The sequence below is a fragment of the Inquilinus sp. 2KB_23 genome, assembly GCF_052115705.1.
Classification (GTDB): domain Bacteria; phylum Pseudomonadota; class Alphaproteobacteria; order DSM-16000; family Inquilinaceae; genus Inquilinus; species Inquilinus ginsengisoli_A.
In genome coordinates this window covers 15172-33580 of the sequence record NZ_JBFRHF010000004.1, presented here as the reverse complement: position 1 = coordinate 33580, position 18409 = coordinate 15172, and the positions used below count along the sequence as shown (strand labels likewise).

Genomic DNA, 18409 nt, shown 5'->3' with positions numbered 1-18409 from the left:
GCTCTTGTCGTCCTCGCACAGCTTGTATATACAACCCTATACCAATCGAGCGCCATTGCCAATTCAACAGGGAGGCCTTGCCGTGACCACCACCGCCAACCGCCGCGTCATCCGGGCGCCGCACGGGACGGAGATGAGCTGCCGCACCTGGCAGGCCGAGGCCGCCCTGCGCATGCTGATGAACAATCTCGACCCCGACGTGGCCGAGAACCCGGACGAGCTGGTGGTCTATGGCGGCATCGGCAAGGCGGCCCGCAACTGGGCGTCCTACGACACCATCGTCCGCAGCCTGAAGGACCTCGCCCCGGACGAGACCCTGCTGGTCCAGTCCGGCAAGCCGGTCGGCATCTTCCGCACCCACACCGACGCGCCGCGGGTGCTGATCGCCAATTCCAACCTGGTGCCGCACTGGGCGACCTGGGAGCATTTCCGCGAACTCGACGCCAAGGGCCTGATGATGTACGGCCAGATGACGGCCGGCTCCTGGATCTATATCGGCAGCCAGGGCATCGTCCAGGGCACCTACGAGACCTTCGCCGAGGTCGGCCGCCAGCATTTCGACGGCAACCTGAAGGGCCGCTGGGTGCTGACCGGCGGGCTGGGCGGCATGGGCGGGGCGCAGCCGCTGGCCGCGACCATGGCCGGCGCGTCGATGATCGCGGTCGAATGCCAGGCCAGCCGGATCGAGCGCCGCCTGGCCACCCGCTATGTCGACCGCAAGGCCGAGACGCTGGACGAGGCGATGGCGATCGTGAACGAGGCGAAGGCCCAGGGCCGCGCCGTGTCGGTCGGCCTTCTGGGCAACGCCGCCGAGATCTTTCCGGAGATCGCGCGCCGCGCGAAAAACGACCCGGCCTGGCGCCCGGACGTGGTGACCGACCAGACCTCGGCGCATGACCCGCTGAACGGCTACCTGCCGGCGGGCTGGACCTGGGCCGAGGCGGAATCCCGCCGCCTGACCGATGCCGAAGGCGTGGTGCGCGCGGCCAAGGAGAGCATGGCGGCGCATGTCCGGGCGATGCTGGAGCTCCACGCCATGGGCATCCCGACGCTGGACTACGGCAACAACATCCGCCAGATGGCCCAGGATGTCGGCGTCGACAACGCCTTCGACTTCCCCGGCTTCGTCCCGGCCTATATCCGACCGCTGTTCTGCCGCGGCATCGGCCCGTTCCGCTGGGCCGCCCTGTCCGGCGACCCGGAGGACATCTACAAGACCGACCAGAAGGTGAAGGAGCTGATCCCCGACGACGCCCACCTGCACAACTGGCTGGACATGGCGCGCGAGCGCATCGCCTTCCAGGGCCTGCCGGCGCGCATCTGCTGGGTCGGCCTGGGCCAGCGGCACCGGCTGGGCCTCGCCTTCAACGAGATGGTGGCCAAGGGCGAGCTGAAGGCACCGATCGTGATCGGCCGCGACCACCTGGACAGCGGCTCGGTCGCCAGCCCGAACCGCGAGACCGAGGCGATGCAGGACGGGTCCGACGCCGTGTCCGACTGGCCGCTCTTGAACGCCCTGCTGAACACGGCGTCGGGTGCCACCTGGGTCAGCCTGCACCATGGCGGCGGCGTCGGCATGGGCTACAGCCAGCACGCCGGCATGGTGATCGTCGCCGACGGCACCGCCGATGCGGCCCGCCGGCTGGAGCGGGTGTTGACCAACGATCCGGGAACCGGCGTCATGCGGCATGCCGATGCGGGCTACGACATCGCCCGCGACTGTGCCCGGGAACAGGGCATGAAGCTGCCGATGCTGGAGGACACCAATGCATGACGGAGCCGCTCACGGCGCCCTGACCCTCCAGGACGAGACCGACCTCCGCGGCCGATACCCCGAGCCGAGCGATCTGGTCCGGAACAAGATCCTGGACCGGATCGACCCGCACGCCTGCGCCTTCATCGGCCTGTCGCCCTTCCTGGTCATCGCCACGGCCGGGGCGGACGGCAGCGCCGACGCCTCGCCCCGCGGCGATGCGCCCGGCTTCGTCGCGGTGGTCGACCGCAAGACCCTGCTGATCCCCGACCGGCGCGGCAACAACCTGTGCGACAGCCTCTCCAACGTGCTGGAGAATCCGAAGGTCGGGCTGGTGTTCTTCGTGCCGGGCGTCAACGAGACGCTGCGGGTCAACGGCGGCGCCGTGATCACCAGCGATCCGGCGCTGCTGGAGCCGATGGCGGTGGACGGCAAGGTCCCGACCTCCGCCCTCAAGGTCACGGTGGACGAACTGTATTTTCATTGCGGCAAGGCGCTGATCCGGTCCCGGCTGTGGGATCCGGCAGCCCAGATCGAACGCCGCAGCTTCCCGACCCTGGGCAGGATTCTCGCCGACCAGATCAAGGGACTGGATTCGGACGAGGTCCAGACCGGGCTCGAAACCTCCTACCGGGACAGGCTGTACTGACATGGCCGATATCATCTTCACCGCCGGCAGGCTGACGCTGGCCCAGCTTCGCGCCATCGCCCGCGGCGACGGCGCCGTCCGGCTCGATCCCGCCTGCCGGGACGGGGTCGAGGCCGGCGCCGCCACGGTCGCCGCGATCGTCGCCGAGAACCGCACCGCCTACGGCATCAACACCGGCTTCGGCAAGCTGGCCCAGACCCGGATCCCGACCGACCGGCTGGAGCAGCTGCAGACCAACCTGGTGCTGTCCCACGCGGTCGGCACCGGCCCGCTGCTGGACGATGCCGTGGTCCGGCTGATCCTGGCGCTCAAGCTCAACGGACTCGCCCGCGGCCGGTCCGGCGTGCGCTGGGCGGTGATCGAGGCGCTGCAGGCGCTGCTCAACGCCGGCGCCTATCCCTGCATCCCGGCCAAGGGCTCGGTCGGCGCCTCCGGCGACCTCGCCCCCCTCGCCCACATGTCCGCCGCGCTGCTGGGCGAAGGCGAGGTCCGGCTCAAGGGCAAGCGCTGGCCGGCGGCCGACGCGCTGCGCCAGATCGGCCTGAAGCCGCTGACGCTGGCGCCGAAGGAGGGCCTGGCCCTGCTGAACGGCACCCAGGTCTCGACCGCGCTGGCCCTGTTCGGCCTGTTCGCGGCGGAAGAGGTGTTCGCCGCCGGCCTGGTCGCCGGCGCCATGTCGGTCGACGCCGCCCGCGCCTCCGACGCGCCGTTCGATGCCCGCATCCACGAATGGCGCGGCCAGCCGGGCCAGATCGAGGTGGCGGCGACGCTGCGCGGCCTGCTCGACCACAGTGCCATCCGCGCCTCGCATGTCGAGAATGACGACCGGGTGCAGGATCCCTACTCCCTGCGCTGCCAGCCCCAGGTGATGGGCGCCTGCCTCGACCAGATCCGCCACGCCGCCAAGGTGCTGGAGATCGAGGCCAACGCCGTGTCCGACAACCCGCTGGTGTTCCCGGAGACCGGCGACGTCATCTCCGGCGGCAACTTCCACGCCGAGCCGGTGGCCTTCGCCGCCGACAACCTGGCCCTGGCGATCGCCGAGATCGGCGCCATGTCGGAGCGCCGGATCGCGCTGCTGACCGACAGCAACCTGTCCGGCCTGCCGCCCTTCCTGGTGTCCGACCCCGGCGTCAATTCCGGCTTCATGATCGCCCATGTCACCGCCGCGGCGCTGGCGAGCGAGAACAAGAGCCTGGCGCATCCGAGCTCGGTCGACAGCCTGCCGACCTCGGCCAACCAGGAAGACCATGTGTCGATGGCGACCCACGCCGCCCGGCGCCTGGGCGACATGGCCGAGAACACCGCCGTGATCGTCGGCGTCGAGCTGCTGGCCGCGGCGCAGGGCATCGACTTCCACCGCCCGCTGCGCAGCGCCGAGCGGATCGAGGCGGCGGTCGCCGTCATCCGGGCCAAGGTGCGGAAATGGGACGAGGACCGCTTCTTCGCCCCCGACATCGAGGCGGCGAAGCGGCTGGTCCAGGCCGGCACCTTCCTGGCCGACGCCGCCGGGCTGCTGCCGAGCACCGCGAAGAGGGCCGCGTGATGGATGCGTTCCGCCTGCACCAGGGCACCGCGCCCCTGCTGTTGAGCATTCCCCATGTCGGCACCGGGGTCCCGGATGCGATCCGGGCGAGGTTCACGCCGGAAGGCCAGCTGCTGCGCGACACCGACTGGCATCTCGACCGGCTGTACGGCTTCGCCGAAGGGCTGGGCGTCAGCATCATCCAGGCGGTGCAATCGCGCTATGTCGTCGACCTGAACCGCCCGACGGACGACCAGAGCCTGTATCCCGGCCAGGCCACCACCGGCCTGTGCTCGACCATCAATTTCGACGGAAGGCCGCTCTACCAGCCCGGCGCGGAGCCGGATGCGGCCGACATCGCCCAGCGGATCGAGACGGTGTGGAAGCCGTATCACGCCGCCCTGGCGGCGGAGCTGGAGCGGATCAAGGCGCAGCATGGCTACGCCCTGCTGTATGACGCGCATTCGATCCGGTCGCGGGTGCCGCGGCTGTTCGACGGGCTGCTGCCCGACCTCAACCTCGGCAGCAACGCCGGCGCCTCGGCGGCCCCGGCGCTGAAGGACCGCATCGCCGAGATCTGCCGCACGGCCGAGGGCTTCACCCATGTGGTGGACGGCCGGTTCAAGGGCGGCATCATCACCCGCCATTACGGCCAGCCGCAGCAGGGCGTCCACGCGCTGCAGATGGAGCTGGCCGAGCGCCACTACATGGATGAGGACCCGCCCTTCACCTATCAGGCGGAGCGCGCCAAGCCGCTGCAGGCGGTGCTGCGCCGGGTACTGGAGGCGATGCTGGCCTGGAAACCATGACCAGCGCGATGACACCGGTCGAGCTGTGGCTCGACCGGTGGGATCTGGAGGCCGATGGCGAGGCGGTGGAGCGCAACGGCGCCCATGTCGCCTTCGTCCGCCGCGGCCTGTATCGCGCCGTGCTGAAGGTGCTGAAGCCCGGCAGCGACGAGGCGCTGGGCCCGGTGATGCTGGCGCATTATCGCGGCCGCAGCGCCGTGCGGGTGCTGGGCCATGAGCACAACGCCGTGCTGCTGGAACGGGCCTTGCCGGGGACGGAGCTGACCGGGACCGTGCTGGCCGGCCGGGACGACGAGGCCGTGCGCATCCTGTGCCGGGTGATCGCAGACCTGCACCAGGACGACCCGCCGCCCGGCCCGTGGCCGACGGTGGAGGATTGGGGCCAGGCCTTCGCCCGCTATCGCGCCGGTGAGCCGAACACCGAAGTGCCAACCGACTTGCTGGACCGGGCCGAGGCGGAGTTCATGGACCTCTGCGCCACCCAGGGCCGGCGCTTCCTGCTGCATGGCGACCTGCACCACGAGAACGTGCTGGACGGCGGCGACCGCGGCTGGCTGATCATCGACCCCAAGGGCGTGATCGGCGAGCTGGCCTATGAGACCGGCACCAGCCTGCGCAACCCGGGCAAGGCCCGTGACCTGTACAACGACCCGCGCACCATCGCAGGCCGGGCGCGGATCTTCGCCGCGACGCTCGGCCTGCCCGAGGACCGCATCCTGCGCTGGGCCTTCGCCCAGGCGGTGTTGTCGGCGCTGTGGCATGTCGAGGACGGCGACGACGACGAGGATGTCGCGGCGGCGATCGAGACCGCCGCGGCGATGCGGAGCCTGCTGCCGGGCTGATCCAGCGTGGCGGAGGTGGCGAGGGCCGCACAGCCAGTCTTTGCTTGCCACGGGGTGGCACCCGATATGCATGCTGTCGGGGTTGGCCGGAGGCGCATCGTGAACGACAAGGATCTGAGGATCTTCGAGGCCGTCGCCCGCACCGGCGGCATCGGCCGCGCCGCCACGGAACTGCACACCGTCCAGTCGAATGTCACGGCACGGCTGCGGCAGCTGGAGGAGGAGCTGGGCGTCGCCCTGTTCGACCGCCACAGCCGCGGCGTCACCCTGACCGCGGCCGGCCGGCGCCTGCGCCCCTTCGCGGTGCAGATCGCCGATCTGATCCGCCAGGCCAAACGGGCGGCGCAGGATGACGGCACGCCGCGCGGGCCGCTGTCGATCGGCAGCATGGAGACCACCGCCGGGCTGCGCCTGCCGGAGGTGCTGGCCGCCTATACCCAGGCCTATCCCCAGGTCGACCTGTCGCTGACCACCGGCACCACGCCCTGGCTGACCCGGGCGGTGATCGCGCGCGAGCTGGACGGCGCCTTCGTCGCCGGCCCGGTCGACCACCCGGAGCTGACGGCGGAGACGGTGTTCGCCGAGGAGATGGCGATCGTCGCGGCACCGGGGATCGAAAGCCTCGACGACCTCGGCGCCATGCCCGACCTCAGGATCGTCGCCTTCCGGTCCGACTGCTCCTACCGCCAGCGGCTTGAAAGCATCCTGGCGGCGCAGGGCATCGTCAAGGTCCGGGTGATCGAGATCGGCACGCTGGACGGCATCATCGGCTGCGTCGCCGCCGGCATGGGCATCTCGCTGCTGCCCAGGGGCGTGGTCACCCAGGCGCTGCGCGACCGCCGCATCCGCGCCTTCTCGCCACCGGCCTGGACCGAGCGGGTCGACACGGTCTTCGTCCGTCGTGCCGATGCCCATCCGTCCAGCGCCCTGTCCGCCTTCCTGCAGATCGCCCGGCCATCCCCGGCCGTCCGGCTGGGGGAGCCGCTGGCGCTGGCCCGAAGCCATCGCTGATCGTGATGGCTTTTCATCTAAACTGATCGCTACCGCCGGTGAGGCAGCGCGCCTAGCTTAGGGGCATGCACACCGCGATCGACAGCCGCCGCCCCCATGGCCGGGGCCGCCATCATCCGCAGCCGGCCGGTTCCGTCTGGCGCTTCGCCACGGCAGGGCTGTGCGCCTCGCTGGTCGGGCTGGGGCTGGCGCGCTTCGCTTACACGCCGCTGATCCCGGCGCTGATCGCCGCGGAGTGGTTCAGCCCGTCCGACGTCGTCTATCTCGGCGCGGCCAACCTGGCCGGCTACCTCGCCGGCGCCCTGCTGGCGCGGCCGATCGCGGCCCGGACCGGGGCGGTGCCGGCGCTGCGCGGCACCATGGTGCTGGCGACGCTGTCCTGCCTCGCCTGCTCCGTCCCGGTCGCCTTCCTGTGGTTCTTCGCCTGGCGCTTCCTGGCGGGGTTGAGCGGCGGCGTGATCATGGTGCTCGCCGCCTCGACCGTGCTGCCGCACACCGCCCCGGGCAAGCGCGGCATCGTCGGCGGCATGATCTTCGCCGGGGTCGGCCTGGGCATCGCCGCCTCGGGCACGCTGGTGCCGCTGCTGCTGCAGCAGGGCCTGCGCGAAAGCTGGTACGGGCTGGCGGCGCTGTCCGGCGTGCTGACCCTGGTCAGCTGGGCGGCCTGGCCGAAGACCGACGCGGCCGCGGCGGCTCCTGCCCCGTCGCATGGCCCCGGCCGCGCCCGGCATTCCATCGCCATCCCGGCGCTGATGCTGGAATACGGCCTGAACGCCGTCGCCCTGGTGCCGCATATGGTCTTCGTCGTCGACTTCGTGGCGCGCGGCCTGGGCCAGGGCGTCGCCGTCGGCTCCGCCTACTGGGTGCTGTACGGGCTGGGCGCCATCGTCGGGCCGCTGCTGGCCGGGCACATGGCGGACCGCGCCGGCTTCGGCCCGGCGCTGCGGGTCTCGTTCCTGATCGAGGCGGTCGCCGCGTCGCTGCCGGCCTTCAGCAGCGAACCGGCGGTGCTGATCGTGTCCTGCGTCATCATCGGCGGCTTCACCCCCGGCATCGTGCCGCTGGTGCTGGGCCGCATCCATGAGCTGATCCCGCATGGCGCCGAGGCGCAGCGGGCGGCCTGGGGCCGGGCCACCACCAGCTTCGCCCTGTTCCAGGCCATGGCCGCCTACGGCCTGTCCTATCTGTTCAACCACACCGGCGGGGACTACCGGCTGCTGTTCGTGGTCGGCGGCACCGCCGTCACCCTGGCCCTGGCGATCGACCTGATCCTGGCGCTGGCGACCAGGGCCAAGCCTTCGGGAGCATCGTCATGACCCAGGCCTACACCATCATCGACCACAGCCACGACGTGGTCATCGTCGGCGCCGGCGGCGCCGGGATGCGCGCCGCGCTCGGCATGGCGGCGTCGGGGCTGAAGACCGCCTGCGTCACCAAGGTGTTCCCCACCCGCAGCCACACCGTGGCGGCGCAGGGCGGCATGGCGGCATCGCTGGGCAACATGGGCGACGGCGATAACTGGCGCTTCCATATGTACGACACGGTCAAGGGCTCCGACTGGCTCGGTGACCAGGACGCCATCGAATACATGTGCCGCGAGGCGGCGCCGGCGGTGCTGGAGCTGGAGCAGTTCGGCGTCCCGTTCTCACGCACCGAGGACGGCCGGATCTACCAGCGCCCCTTCGGCGGCCAGACGCTGGACTACGGCAAGCAGATGGCGCGGCGGACCTGCGCCGCGGCCGACCGCACCGGCCACGCCATCCTGCACACGCTGTACCAGCAGTGCCTGGCCCACCGCACCGAGTTCTTCGTCGAATACGTCGCGCTCGACCTCTTGATGGACGAGGACGGCGCCTGCCGCGGCCTCTTGGCCTGGAATGTCGAGGACGGCACGCTGCACCGCTTCCGCGCCCACCGCACGGTGCTGGCGACCGGCGGCTACGGCCGGGTCTACTTCTCCTGCACCGCGGCGCACAGCTGCACCGGCGACGGCAACGCCATGGCCCTGCGCGCCGGCCTGCCGCTGGAGGACATGGAGTTCACCCAGTTCCACCCGACCGGCATCTACGGCTCCGGCTGCCTGATCACCGAGGGGTCGCGCGGCGAGGGCGGCTATCTCACCAACAGCGAAGGCGAGCGCTTCATGGAGCGCTATGCCCCGACCGCGCGCGACCTGGCCGGGCGCGACGTGGTCTGCCGCTCGATGACGATCGAGATCAACGAGGGGCGCGGCTGCGGCCCGCAGAAGGACCACATCCTGCTGCATCTCGAGCATCTCGGGGCCGAGGTGCTGCACCAGCGGCTGCCCGGCATCAGCGAGACCGCGAAGATCTTCGCCGGGGTCGATGTGACGCGCGAGCCGATCCCGGTGCTGCCGACCGTGCACTACAACATGGGCGGGGTGCCGACCAACCGGCATGGCGAAGCCACCACGATCCGCGACGGCGACCCCGAGGCCGTGGTCCGCGGGCTGATGGCGATCGGCGAAGCGGCCTGCGTCTCGGTGCACGGCGCCAACCGGCTGGGGTCGAACTCGCTGCTCGACATCATCGTGTTCGGCCGGGCGGCAGCGCACCGGGCGGTCGACACGCTGCGGCCGGGCGAGAGCCACGCGCCCCTGCCAGCGGCGGCGACCGACAAGGCGATCGCCCGGCTGGACCGGGTGCGCTGGGCCAAGGGCGGCAGCAGCGCCGGCGACATCCGGCTGGCGATGCAACGCATCATGCAGCGGCACTGCGCCGTGTTCCGCGACGGCCCCTTGATGGAAGAGGGCCTGGGCAAGCTGAACGAGGTCACCGGCCCGATGCGGTCCGACCTCGGCCTGGCCGACCGGTCGATGGTGTTCAACACCGACCTGGCCGAGGCGCTGGAGCTGGACAACATGCTGCAGCAGGCGACAGTCAGCCTGCACTCCGCCATCGGCCGCACCGAAAGCCGCGGCGCCCATGCCCGGGAGGACTTCCCGAAGCGGGACGACGCGGCCTGGCTGAAGCACACGCTGGCCTGGCTGGATGAGGACGGGCAGGTCCGCCTGGACTATCGCCCGGTGCACATGCAGCCGCTGTCCAACGAGGTCGCGTCGATCCCGCCGAAGGAACGAGTTTACTAATCCGGCAGGATCGCGACCGCCCGGGTCCAGCCGGCCGAGGCGGCGCGGATCTTCACCGGGAAGCAGCTGACGGTGAAGCCCTTGGACGGCAGCGCCTCGAGATTGTGCAGCTTCTCCAGGTGGCAGTAACCGATGTCGCGGCCGGCCTTGTGGCCTTCCCAGATCAGGCTGGCGTCGCCGGTCTCCTTGAAGCGTCTGGCCGTGTGGCTGAACGGCGCGTCCCAGCTCCAGCCATCGGTGCCGACCAGGCGGATGCCCTGGTTCAATATGTGCAGCGTGGCGTCGCGGCCCATGCCGCAGCCGCTGTCGACATAGTCGGCCTCGCCGTAGCGGGCGCCGGCCCGGGTGTTGACCAGCACGATCTCGAGCGGCTTGAGGGTGTGGCCGATCCGCGCCAGCTCCGCGTCGATCTCGGCCGGGGTGACGATATGGCCGTCGGCCAAGTGCCGGAAGTCCAGCTTGATGCCGGGCTGGAAGCACCATTCGAGCGGCACCTCGTCGATGGTGATGGCGCGTTTGCCGCCATCCATCGTCGGGTGGTAGTGCCAGGGCGCATCGAGATGGGTGCCGTTGTGGGTCGAGATCGCGACCCTCTCCTCCGCCCAGCCCATGCCGTCGGGCAGTTGCTCCGGCTTCAGCCCCGGGAACACGAAGGCGATCTCGCGCGCCGTCTCCTCATGGGCGCGATAGCTGATCGAGACCTTCTGGAACGGCGGGTCGGCCGGAACGTCGTTCTCCAGCGGGATCGAGATGTCGATGAGCTTGGGCATGGTCCGGTCTCGGGTTTCGGATCAGAGAACGATGGTGCCGGTGCAGGCGCCGAAGCCGATCGGCACGAAGCCGTCGCGCCGGCACCGGGCGGTGAAGGTGACCTCGTCGCCGTCGGCGAGGAAGCCGCGCTGCTCGCCGTTCGGCAGCGTCACCGGCTCCCGCCCGCCCATGGTCAGCTCCAGCAGGCTGCTGAGCTGCGCCCGGGTCGGGCCGGAGATGGTGCCGGTGCCCAGCAGGTCCCCCGGCAGCAGATTGCAACCGCCGGAGCTGTGATGCGCCACCATCTGCGCCGGCGTCCAGTACAGGTACTGGGCGTTGGAGGTGATGATGACGGTCGGCCCCTGTCCCTCCGCCCGCATCCGGGCGGTGGACAGCCACACCGTCAGCTCGACATCCAGCCCGCCCGCTTCCTGGTCGGCGCCATCAAGCAGATGGTCGAGCGGCGCCGGGTCGCCCTCCGGCCGCACCATGGCCGGCACGCGGAACGGCCGCAGCGCGTCTGATGTGACCACCCAGGGAGAGACCGTGGTGCTGAAGCTCTTGCTCAGGAACGGGCCCAGCGGGACCATCTCCCAACGCTGGATGTCGCGCGCCGACCAGTCGTTCAGCAGGCAGAAGCCGACGATCCGCTCGCCCGCCTCGACCACCGGGATCGGGTCGCCGAGGTCGTTGCCGGGGCCGATGTAGAAGCCCATCTCCAGCTCGAGGTCCAGCAGCTGCGACGGGCCGAAGCCCGGCCGCCCGTCGCCGCCGCTGCGCGGCGCGCGCTGGCCCTGCGGTCGCCGCACCTCGCTGCCGCTGGCGCGGACCGAGGAGGCGCGGCCGTGATAGGCGATCGGCACCCATTTGTAGTTGGACGGCAGCGGATTGTCCGGCGCCAGCAGGGCGCCGGCGGCACGGGCGTGATGGATGCCGGCGAAGAAGTCGGTGTAGTTGCCGATCTCCGCCGGCAGGTGCAGCCGGCAGCCCGCCGCCTCGTGCAGCAGTTCGGGCCGCGGCGGCGCCGCCGCGTCGAGCAGCGCCACCACCTGCCGGCGCAGTTCGGTGCGGACGGATGCCGGCAGCGCGAACAGAGCATTCAGCGCCCCACCCTGCGCGGCCTCGGCGGCCTCGGCCGCGGCGCCGGTCAGCAGCCCGGCGGCATGGGCGGCGCCGACATCCAGGATGCTGTCGCCGATGGCGATGCCGAAGCGCGGCGCCCGGCCGGCCGGGCTGAAGACGCCGAAGGGCAGGTTCTGGATCGGGAAATCGGCCCCGTCCCGGTTGGCGGTGGCGACCCAGCTGCGGCGCCGGGGATCGTGCGTCTCGTCACAAGCTGTCATCGCGAAACCTTGTTTGCGCCATCAGAGCACGGCTTGGATGCCGGTGCCCCGGGGATCGGGCCGATGCGGCATCGTGTCCGCCGCATTCGGCCGCAGCGCATCGCCAGCGATAGATCGGGTGGCTGTCGGACCTGATCCGGTTCCTGACTGGCTTCTGCGCCCTGGCCGCAAGGACACGATAGCCGGCGCTATTGGGAACGGCTCGCAGTCGTCCCACCTGTGATCCATCGAAAAGGGCCAGATCACCTTCGAGATGGGCACCGCGCCCCTCGCCGCCCCCCCGGACACGCTGGTCCTGCGCGGCGATTCACCGGATACGGTCGGCCTGACCCGGCTGGAGGGCGTCATGGCCTCCCACCTCGTGCGCTTCGCCCTTCGTGAGGAGCGGAAGATCGACTGGACGTCGGCCGGCTGAGGCCAACGGCGGCCGGACCTCCGCCCTGTTTGTCATGCCACGGCTTGCCCTCGGATCAAGTCCAAGGGTGGCATCCAGGGGCGGCCGCAGCGGTCTTCGTGGCCCCTGGATTGCCCGGTCGAGCCGGGCAATGACACCTTATGATGTCAGACTTCGGCCCAAACCAAGCCGCCCTCACTTCCCGCGGCAGTCGTCCACATCGGTGCCGGCGGCGCACAGGCCCGTGCCTTTGCCGGGCTCATCGCAATCGCCGTCCTTGGTGAAGGGGCAGGCGGCGGGAGCCGCCGCCCCGGCGCCGCTGCCCTGGGTGCTGTTGCCGGGAGCGGGGCTGCCGCCGGCCGCCGAGCAATCCGCGGTGTCCGTGCCGGCGCTGCACAGCCCGGTGCCCTTGCCCGGCTCGTCGCATTCGCCGTCATGGGCGAATTCGCAGGCATCGGCCGGTCCCGACCAGGTCTTCTCGCCGGCCGGAGGGGCGGCTGGCGGAGCCGGCGTGGCTGGGGTCGGGGACACCGCGCCCGCCCGGCAGTCGGTCACGTCGGTGTTCGGGGCGCACAGGCCGGTGCCGCCATCCGGGTCGTCGCACTCATGGTCCTTGGCGAACTGGCAGCTATCGTCGCCGCTGGCCGCGGGCGGGGCGGGAACCGCCGGGGTCTGGCCAGCGGGATGCGCCTTGCAGTCGGTCGCGTCGGTGCCCGCGGTGCAGGCGCCCGAGCCGATGCCGGGTTCGTCGCACTCACCGTCCTTGGCGAAGGGGCAGCTGTCGTTGCTGGCGCCCGAGGGCGGCGTCGGCGAGGCCGGCACCGGCAGGTCGCCGCGCTTGGCCTTGCAATCGGTGGTGTCGGTCCCGGCGTTGCAGGCCCCCGAGCCGATGCCCGGCTCGTCGCATTCGCCGTCCCGGGCGAAGGGGCAGCCGTCGGCGGCATCGGGCGGCGGGGCGGATTGCTGCGGCGCGACCGGCGCCGGCGGCTGGGTCGGGACGGCGCCCTGCTTGGCCTTGCAGTCGGTGGTGTCGGTGCCCGCGGCGCAGGCACCGGAGCCGATCACGGGCTCGTCGCAGTCATGATCCTTGGCGAAGGGGCAGCTGTCGTCGCCCGGCCCGGTGGCCGGGGCTGTCGTCTGGGCCGGCGCAGTCTGGGGAGTCTGGACCGGAACGGGCGGTGCCGCGGCGGCGGCGCAATCCGCCGTGTCGGTGCCGGCGGCGCAGTGGCCGGAGCCCTTGCCCGGCTCGTCGCAGCGATGGTCGAAGGCGAAGCGGCAGGAATTCGCGGGGTCAGCCGCGGCACCCGGCCGGCAATCGGCGCTGTCGGTGCCGGCGGCGCAGGTGCCGTTGGTCTCGTCGCATTCGCCGTCATTGGCGAAGATGCAGGAGTTGTTGGTGCCGGCGGCCGGAGTCTGCTGCGCCGCGGCGGGTGCCGCATGCAGCTGGAGGCCCAGGGCCAGGACCGGCAGCGCCGTCCACAGCCATCCCCGCGTCGAAGCCATGCGATGGTCCCCTTCCCTTCGGCCGCGTCGTTCCGCGCACCGCCATAGATACATGCAGGAGAATGGCATGACAAAGGCGGCCGATCCCTCACCGCGCCCGTTGCCTGGCCCGTTGCCTGAATGGAACGATCGGGCGTATCAATCCGCCCTCCGCAGAAAGATGGTTCCCCGAGCATGACCACCCCCACGCCCGCCCCCGTCCATGTCATCGGCGCCGGCCTCGCCGGCAGCGAGGCGACCTGGCAGCTGGTGTCGGCCGGCGTGCCCGTGGTGCTGCACGAGATGCGGCCAGTGCGCGGCACCGAGGCGCACCAGACCGACGGCTTTGCCGAGCTGGTCTGCTCCAACTCCTTCCGCTCCGACGACGCGATGTACAACGCCGTCGGCCTGCTGCATGAGGAGATGCGGCGCTGCGGGTCGCTGATCCTGCGCCATGCCGATGCGCACAAGGTGCCGGCCGGCGGCGCGCTGGCGGTCGACCGCGACGGCTTCTCCGCCGCCGTGACCGCCGAGCTGGCGAACCATCCGCTGGTGACGGTCGAGCGCGGCGAGGTCGCCGGCCTGCCGCCCGAGGCCTGGGACAGCGTCATCGTCGCCACCGGCCCTCTCACCTCCCCGGCCCTGGCCGAGGCGGTGCGCGGCCTGACCGGCGAGGCCGAACTGGCCTTCTTCGACGCCATCGCCCCGATCATCCACCGCGAATCGATCGACTTCGACACCGCCTGGTTCCAGTCGCGCTACGACAAACCGGGCCCCGGCGGCACCGGCAAGGACTACATCAACTGCCCGATGTCGAAGGAGGAGTACGAGGCCTTCATCGCCGAGCTGCTGGCCGCGCCCAAGACCGAGTTCAAGGACTGGGAAAAGGACACGCCGTATTTCGACGGCTGCCTGCCGGTCGAGGTGATGGCGGAACGCGGGGCGGAGACGCTGCGCTTCGGCCCGATGAAGCCGGTCGGGCTGACCAACCCGCACAGCGAGCGCCGGCCCTGGGCCGTGGTGCAGCTGCGCCAGGACAACGCGCTGGGCACGCTGTTCAACATGGTCGGCTTCCAGACCAAGATGAAATACGCCGAGCAGGTGCGGGTGTTCCGCATGATCCCGGGCCTGCAGAACGCGGAATTCGCCCGGCTGGGCGGGTTGCACCGCAACACCTTCCTGAACAGCCCGCGGGTGCTGGACCCGACGCTGCGGCTGAAGGCGCTGCCGCGGCTGCGCTTCGCCGGGCAGATCACCGGCGTCGAAGGCTATGTCGAGAGCGCCGCGATCGGCCTCTTGGCCGGCCGGATGGCGGCGGCGGAGCGGCTGGGCCAGGCCATCGTCCAGCCGCCGCCGACCACCGCGCTGGGCGCCCTGGTCGGCCACATCACCGGCGGCGGCGCTGCCGACACCTTCCAGCCGATGAACGTCAATTTCGGCCTGTTCCCGCCGCCGGAGGTGCCGGAGCGCCAGCCCGGCCAGAAGAAGGTCAAGGGCCGCGACCGCAAGACCCTCTATGCCGAGCGGGCGCTGGCCGATCTCGACCTGTGGCTGGGGCGGCGCGAGGCGGCGTAACCCACTCGCCTCGTTCAGTAGCGCCCGAGGACGGCGCCGCGCACCAGGTCGGCCTGGCGCAGCGGCGGCGGCTCCTGGACCATGGTCGCGAAGACGTTGTGGTCGGCCCGGCGCAGCCGGCGCAGATAGCCGTCGGCGAGGCGGGCGGACAGCAGCGCCGGCACCGCCGCCCGCGGCACCCCGCGCCGYAGCGCCCGCGCCTCGGCCAGGCGTGAAGCGGCGGCATCCGCCACCTGCGCCACGGCCCGCTGCAGGCCCTCATGCGGCTTCATCTCGAACAGCAGGCCGCGCTCGACCCCGGCGGCCGCGACGATGTCCTCCGGCAGGTACAGCCGCTTCTGCCGGGCGTGGAACGGGATCGCCCGCATCAGCCCGACCAGGGCCCAGGCGGTGCCGATCTTGACCGCCGCTTCGTGTGCGGCGCCGTCGCGGATGCCCAGCACCTCGAGATGCAGGCGCAGCAGCGGCCCGGCGGTGTCGGCGGCGTAGCGTTCGAGATCGGCCAGCACCGCCGGCGGCTCGTCCTCCAGGTCGCGCTCGCGGGCCTCGATCACGGTCTCGAAATGGCTCCGGCTGAGCTGATGCGCCGCCACCGCGGGCGCCAGCTCGTCCAGCACCTCGTGCCGCCGCGGCCGGGCGTCATAGATCTCGCCGATGGCGTCGCGCCACCATTGCAGCCGGATCTGGCCGAGCAGCGGCTGGCTGACCACCTCGCGCGTCTTCGCCACCTCGATGTTGAAGGCGTAGAGCGCGAACAGCGCCGCGCGCCGCGGCGCGGGCGTGAACAGGCAGGTCAGGTAGCGGTCATGGTCGAGCCGGCGAACCTGCTCGCCATTCTGTCCCAGAAGATCTGATGTCGGCATGGCCGCCCCTATATGCCCGGTCGCCGCCCGGATCGCCACCGGCGATGATGATGCGGCCGCGGGGCGCTTGCCAGGGAACGCTTCAACCCTAAACTCTCGTTCGGACCACACATCGCGGCGGGCCGGGCCCGCCCCCACCTTCCGGGAAAGGAGCGGGGACCGATGAAGGCGATCATTGTCGGCGGCGGCGTCGGCGGGCTGGTGACGGCGCTGATGCTGCAGGCGCGCGGGCTGGACTGCGCGGTGTTCGAGCAGGCGAGCGAAAGCCGCGAGATCGGCGTCGGCATCAACACCCTGCCGCATGCGATCCAGGAGCTCGCCGGGCTCGGGCTGCTCGACCGGCTCGACGCCATCGCCATCCGCACCCACGAGTTGCTGTACTGCAACCGCTTCGGCCAGGTGATCTGGCGCGAGCCGCGCGGTCTCGACGCCGGCTTCGCCGTGCCGCAGTTCTCGATCCATCGCGGCCGGCTGCATGGCGCCCTGCACCAGGCGGCCCGCGAGCGGCTGGGCGGCGAGATCCATAACGGCCGTCGGCTGGCCGGTTTCGAGCAGGACGAAGACGGGGTCGTCGCCCATTTTGTCGACCGCCACGGCGCTCCGGCAGGATCGGTGCGCGGCGACCTGCTGGTCGGCGCCGACGGCATTCATTCCACGGTGCGTGGCGCGCTGTATCCCGGCGAGGGTCCGCCGCGCTGGAACGGCATGATGATCTGGCGCGGCGCCAGGGACTGGCCGGCCTATATGGACGGGCGGACCATGATCGTCGCCGGCGGCATGCAGGCGAAGGCCGTGCTGTACCCCATCGCACCGGGCGAGACACCGGAGACGCGGCTGACCAACTGGGCGGTCTGCGTCCGGCTGGGCGACGGCAGCACGCCGCCGCCGCGCCGCGAGGACTGGTCGCGGCCGGGACAGCTGGCCGAGGTGCTGCCCCATGCCGCCCGCTTCGCGCTGCCCGAGGCCGACATCTCGGCGATCGTCGCGGCGACGCCGGAGTTCTGGGAATACCCGATGTGCGACCGCGACCCGCTGCCGCGCTGGCGCCATGGCCGGGTGACGCTGCTGGGCGACGCGGCGCATCCGATGTACCCGGTCGGGTCGAACGGCGCGTCGCAGGCCATCCTCGACGCCCGTGCCCTGGCCGATGCCCTCGCCGAGACCGGGGACGTCGCGGCGGCGCTGGACCGCTACGAGGAGGATCGCCGGCCAAAGACCGCCGAGATCGTCCGGCTCAACCGGGTCGGCGGGCCGGAGGGCGTGATCGACGCCATCGAGCAGCTGGCGCCCGACGGCTTCACCGACATCGACGCCGTGCTGCCGCACGACCAGCGCCAGGCGATCGTCCGCGGCTATGCCTCGGCCGCCGGCTTCGTCGCTAAGCCGGCGGCGGCAGGAAGTTGACGTCGTAGCGGGCGGCCAGCGCCACCACCGCCTCGGGCGTCTGCTGCGGCAGGTCGTGGATGGCCTGGAACAGCTCGACCAGCCGGCCGGTCGGCGCCACCCAGAACAGCGACTTGGCGATGGCGCCGCTGTTGTTGAAGATGCCGTGCGGAATGCCCTTGGGCAGGCGCACGAGGTCGCCGACGGCGGCGCTGGCGTCGACGCCGTCGAGCCAGAAGTCGAGCCGGCCCTCGAGGATGTACAGGAACTCGTCCTGCAGCGGATGGATGTGCGGCGGCACGAAGGTGCCGACCCCGAAGGTGGCGTGCCAGGCGAAGCTGTCCGCGGAGATCTGCTTGGGCACATAGGTCTGGCCCAGGATCGACCAGGAGATGCCGTCGATCCCGTCCGCGGCCCCGGTGATGCCCGCCGTCATTGGCTTCATGTCACGCCTCCCTGCTGCTGTCTGCTGCTCGCTTCAAGTGTAGACAAGCGGCCGGGTTAAACAACTCCGGGGGCGAAGTCAGACCGGGATCAACGCCGCGGCGACGCGCCGGCCTTCCGAGATCAGGACGTTGAAGGTGCGGCAGGCGGCGCCGGTGTCCATCGCGTCCATGCCGATCCCGGCTTCGCGGATCTGCCGCCGCAGCGCCGAGGGCAGCAGCACCATGCGCGGGCCGCAGCCGATCAGCAGCACCTCGACCGGCGGGTCGATCCGCCGCACCGGGTCGAGATGGGCCAGCGTGAGGTCCTCGATCCGCTCGGGCGACCAGGGCTCCTGGCTCTCGGGCCACACCAGCATCGGGCCGTGGAACAGCCCGCCGGAAATGCGGAAGCCGCCGGCCGGATAGCCGTCGATCATCCGCCGCCCAGGCGGGATGACGGAGGAGATCTCGACCATCCCGCTCCGCCCCGCTCAGA

The 18409-nt window shown here is 71.3% G+C and carries 17 protein-coding genes; 11 read left to right on the top strand and 6 right to left on the bottom strand.

The window, feature by feature from the left end; translation table 11 throughout:
- Positions 1–133 precede the first annotated feature (133 nt).
- From hutU to sdhA, 8 genes are all read left to right on the top strand, one after another.
- Positions 134–1774, top strand: a complete 1641-nt coding sequence (gene hutU / locus AB4112_RS06100; protein WP_441718315.1) for a urocanate hydratase — start codon at positions 134–136, stop codon at positions 1772–1774.
- The gene (locus AB4112_RS06095) at positions 1767–2402 is read left to right on the top strand and encodes a pyridoxamine 5'-phosphate oxidase family protein (RefSeq protein ID WP_441717762.1); all 636 of its coding nucleotides are present in this window, start codon (positions 1767–1769) and stop codon (positions 2400–2402) included. The genes hutU and AB4112_RS06095 overlap by 8 nt, the downstream gene beginning before the upstream one ends.
- Position 2403: 1 nt before the next feature.
- Complete coding sequence (gene hutH, locus AB4112_RS06090) at positions 2404–3948, top strand: histidine ammonia-lyase (protein WP_441717760.1); 1545 nt, start codon at positions 2404–2406, stop codon at positions 3946–3948.
- Entirely contained in the window at positions 3948–4736 is a 789-nt protein-coding gene (gene hutG / locus AB4112_RS06085; protein ID WP_309792868.1) for an N-formylglutamate deformylase, read from the top strand. Before hutH ends, hutG begins: the two co-directional genes overlap by 1 nt.
- The gene (locus tag AB4112_RS06080) at positions 4733–5578 is read left to right on the top strand and encodes an aminoglycoside phosphotransferase family protein (RefSeq protein WP_441717758.1); all 846 of its coding nucleotides are present in this window, start codon (positions 4733–4735) and stop codon (positions 5576–5578) included. Before hutG ends, AB4112_RS06080 begins: the two co-directional genes overlap by 4 nt.
- Positions 5579–5677: 99 nt before the next feature.
- Complete coding sequence (locus AB4112_RS06075) at positions 5678–6589, top strand: LysR family transcriptional regulator (RefSeq protein ID WP_441717756.1); 912 nt, start codon at positions 5678–5680, stop codon at positions 6587–6589.
- 65 nt (positions 6590–6654) lie between these two features.
- Positions 6655–7905 (top strand): YbfB/YjiJ family MFS transporter, encoded by a 1251-nt coding sequence (locus tag AB4112_RS06070; RefSeq protein ID WP_441717754.1) that lies wholly within the window; start codon positions 6655–6657, stop codon positions 7903–7905.
- Entirely contained in the window at positions 7902–9698 is a 1797-nt protein-coding gene (sdhA, locus tag AB4112_RS06065) for a succinate dehydrogenase flavoprotein subunit (protein ID WP_309792875.1), read from the top strand. Before AB4112_RS06070 ends, sdhA begins: the two co-directional genes overlap by 4 nt.
- Here the strand turns inward: sdhA and AB4112_RS06060 are convergent.
- The gene (locus tag AB4112_RS06060) at positions 9695–10468 is read right to left on the bottom strand and encodes a cyclase family protein (RefSeq protein WP_441717752.1); all 774 of its coding nucleotides are present in this window, start codon (positions 10466–10468) and stop codon (positions 9695–9697) included. The two genes, sdhA and AB4112_RS06060, sit on opposite strands and share 4 nt — an antisense overlap.
- A gap of 21 nt (positions 10469–10489) precedes the next feature.
- Positions 10490–11791, bottom strand: coding sequence for a fumarylacetoacetase (gene fahA / locus AB4112_RS06055; protein WP_441717750.1), 1302 nt, complete (start codon positions 11789–11791; stop codon positions 10490–10492).
- Between the two features lie 226 nt (positions 11792–12017).
- Between fahA and AB4112_RS06050 the strand changes: the two genes are divergently transcribed.
- Entirely contained in the window at positions 12018–12206 is a 189-nt protein-coding gene (locus AB4112_RS06050) for a DUF2218 domain-containing protein (RefSeq protein WP_441718312.1), read from the top strand.
- A gap of 174 nt (positions 12207–12380) precedes the next feature.
- Here AB4112_RS06050 and AB4112_RS06045 read toward each other — a convergent pair whose 3' ends face one another.
- Positions 12381–13688: a hypothetical protein gene (locus AB4112_RS06045; protein WP_441717748.1), complete on the bottom strand. Its 1308-nt coding sequence runs from the start codon at positions 13686–13688 to the stop codon at positions 12381–12383.
- Positions 13689–13862: 174 nt separating this feature from the next.
- On the opposite strand from AB4112_RS06045, the gene trmFO reads away from it, so the two are divergent.
- Complete coding sequence (gene trmFO, locus AB4112_RS06040) at positions 13863–15242, top strand: methylenetetrahydrofolate--tRNA-(uracil(54)-C(5))-methyltransferase (FADH(2)-oxidizing) TrmFO (RefSeq protein ID WP_441717747.1); 1380 nt, start codon at positions 13863–13865, stop codon at positions 15240–15242.
- A 14-nt stretch (positions 15243–15256) separates the two neighbouring features.
- Here trmFO and AB4112_RS06035 read toward each other — a convergent pair whose 3' ends face one another.
- Positions 15257–16105 carry a phytoene/squalene synthase family protein gene (locus tag AB4112_RS06035; protein WP_441717746.1) on the bottom strand — a complete coding sequence of 283 codons (849 nt, stop codon included), beginning with the start codon at positions 16103–16105 and terminating at the stop codon, positions 15257–15259.
- Between the two features lie 162 nt (positions 16106–16267).
- On the opposite strand from AB4112_RS06035, the gene AB4112_RS06030 reads away from it, so the two are divergent.
- Positions 16268–17509: a flavin-dependent oxidoreductase gene (locus tag AB4112_RS06030; RefSeq protein WP_441717744.1), complete on the top strand. Its 1242-nt coding sequence runs from the start codon at positions 16268–16270 to the stop codon at positions 17507–17509.
- Here the strand turns inward: AB4112_RS06030 and AB4112_RS06025 are convergent.
- Both AB4112_RS06025 and AB4112_RS06020 read right to left on the bottom strand, forming a co-directional pair.
- Positions 17484–17933, bottom strand: coding sequence for a cupin domain-containing protein (locus tag AB4112_RS06025; protein WP_441717743.1), 450 nt, complete (start codon positions 17931–17933; stop codon positions 17484–17486). The genes AB4112_RS06030 and AB4112_RS06025 overlap by 26 nt on opposite strands.
- 78 nt (positions 17934–18011) lie before the next feature.
- Positions 18012–18389 carry an Mth938-like domain-containing protein gene (locus tag AB4112_RS06020; protein ID WP_309792892.1) on the bottom strand — a complete coding sequence of 126 codons (378 nt, stop codon included), beginning with the start codon at positions 18387–18389 and terminating at the stop codon, positions 18012–18014.
- Positions 18390–18409: the final 20 nt, after the last annotated feature.

Excerpts from the sequence above, each read along its gene's own strand:
- AB4112_RS06095 (WP_441717762.1), top strand. The coding sequence starts at position 1,767 with ATGCATGACGGAGCCGCTCACGGCGCCCTGACCCTCCAGGACGAGACC.
- hutU (WP_441718315.1), top strand. The coding sequence starts at position 134 with ATGAGCTGCCGCACCTGGCAGGCCGAGGCCGCCCTGCGCATGCTGATG.
- AB4112_RS06060 (WP_441717752.1), bottom strand. The coding sequence starts at position 10,468 with ATGCCCAAGCTCATCGACATCTCGATCCCGCTGGAGAACGACGTTCCG.
- hutH (WP_441717760.1), top strand. The coding sequence starts at position 2,404 with ATGGCCGATATCATCTTCACCGCCGGCAGGCTGACGCTGGCCCAGCTT.
- hutG (WP_309792868.1), top strand. The coding sequence starts at position 3,948 with ATGGATGCGTTCCGCCTGCACCAGGGCACCGCGCCCCTGCTGTTGAGC.
- AB4112_RS06045 (WP_441717748.1), bottom strand. The coding sequence starts at position 13,688 with ATGGCTTCGACGCGGGGATGGCTGTGGACGGCGCTGCCGGTCCTGGCC.
- sdhA (WP_309792875.1), top strand. The coding sequence starts at position 7,902 with ATGACCCAGGCCTACACCATCATCGACCACAGCCACGACGTGGTCATC.
- AB4112_RS06020 (WP_309792892.1), bottom strand. The coding sequence starts at position 18,389 with ATGGTCGAGATCTCCTCCGTCATCCCGCCTGGGCGGCGGATGATCGAC.
- AB4112_RS06080 (WP_441717758.1), top strand. The coding sequence starts at position 4,733 with ATGACCAGCGCGATGACACCGGTCGAGCTGTGGCTCGACCGGTGGGAT.
- AB4112_RS06070 (WP_441717754.1), top strand. The coding sequence starts at position 6,655 with ATGCACACCGCGATCGACAGCCGCCGCCCCCATGGCCGGGGCCGCCAT.
- trmFO (WP_441717747.1), top strand. The coding sequence starts at position 13,863 with ATGACCACCCCCACGCCCGCCCCCGTCCATGTCATCGGCGCCGGCCTC.
- AB4112_RS06025 (WP_441717743.1), bottom strand. The coding sequence starts at position 17,933 with ATGAAGCCAATGACGGCGGGCATCACCGGGGCCGCGGACGGGATCGAC.
- fahA (WP_441717750.1), bottom strand. The coding sequence starts at position 11,791 with ATGACAGCTTGTGACGAGACGCACGATCCCCGGCGCCGCAGCTGGGTC.
- AB4112_RS06030 (WP_441717744.1), top strand. The coding sequence starts at position 16,268 with ATGAAGGCGATCATTGTCGGCGGCGGCGTCGGCGGGCTGGTGACGGCG.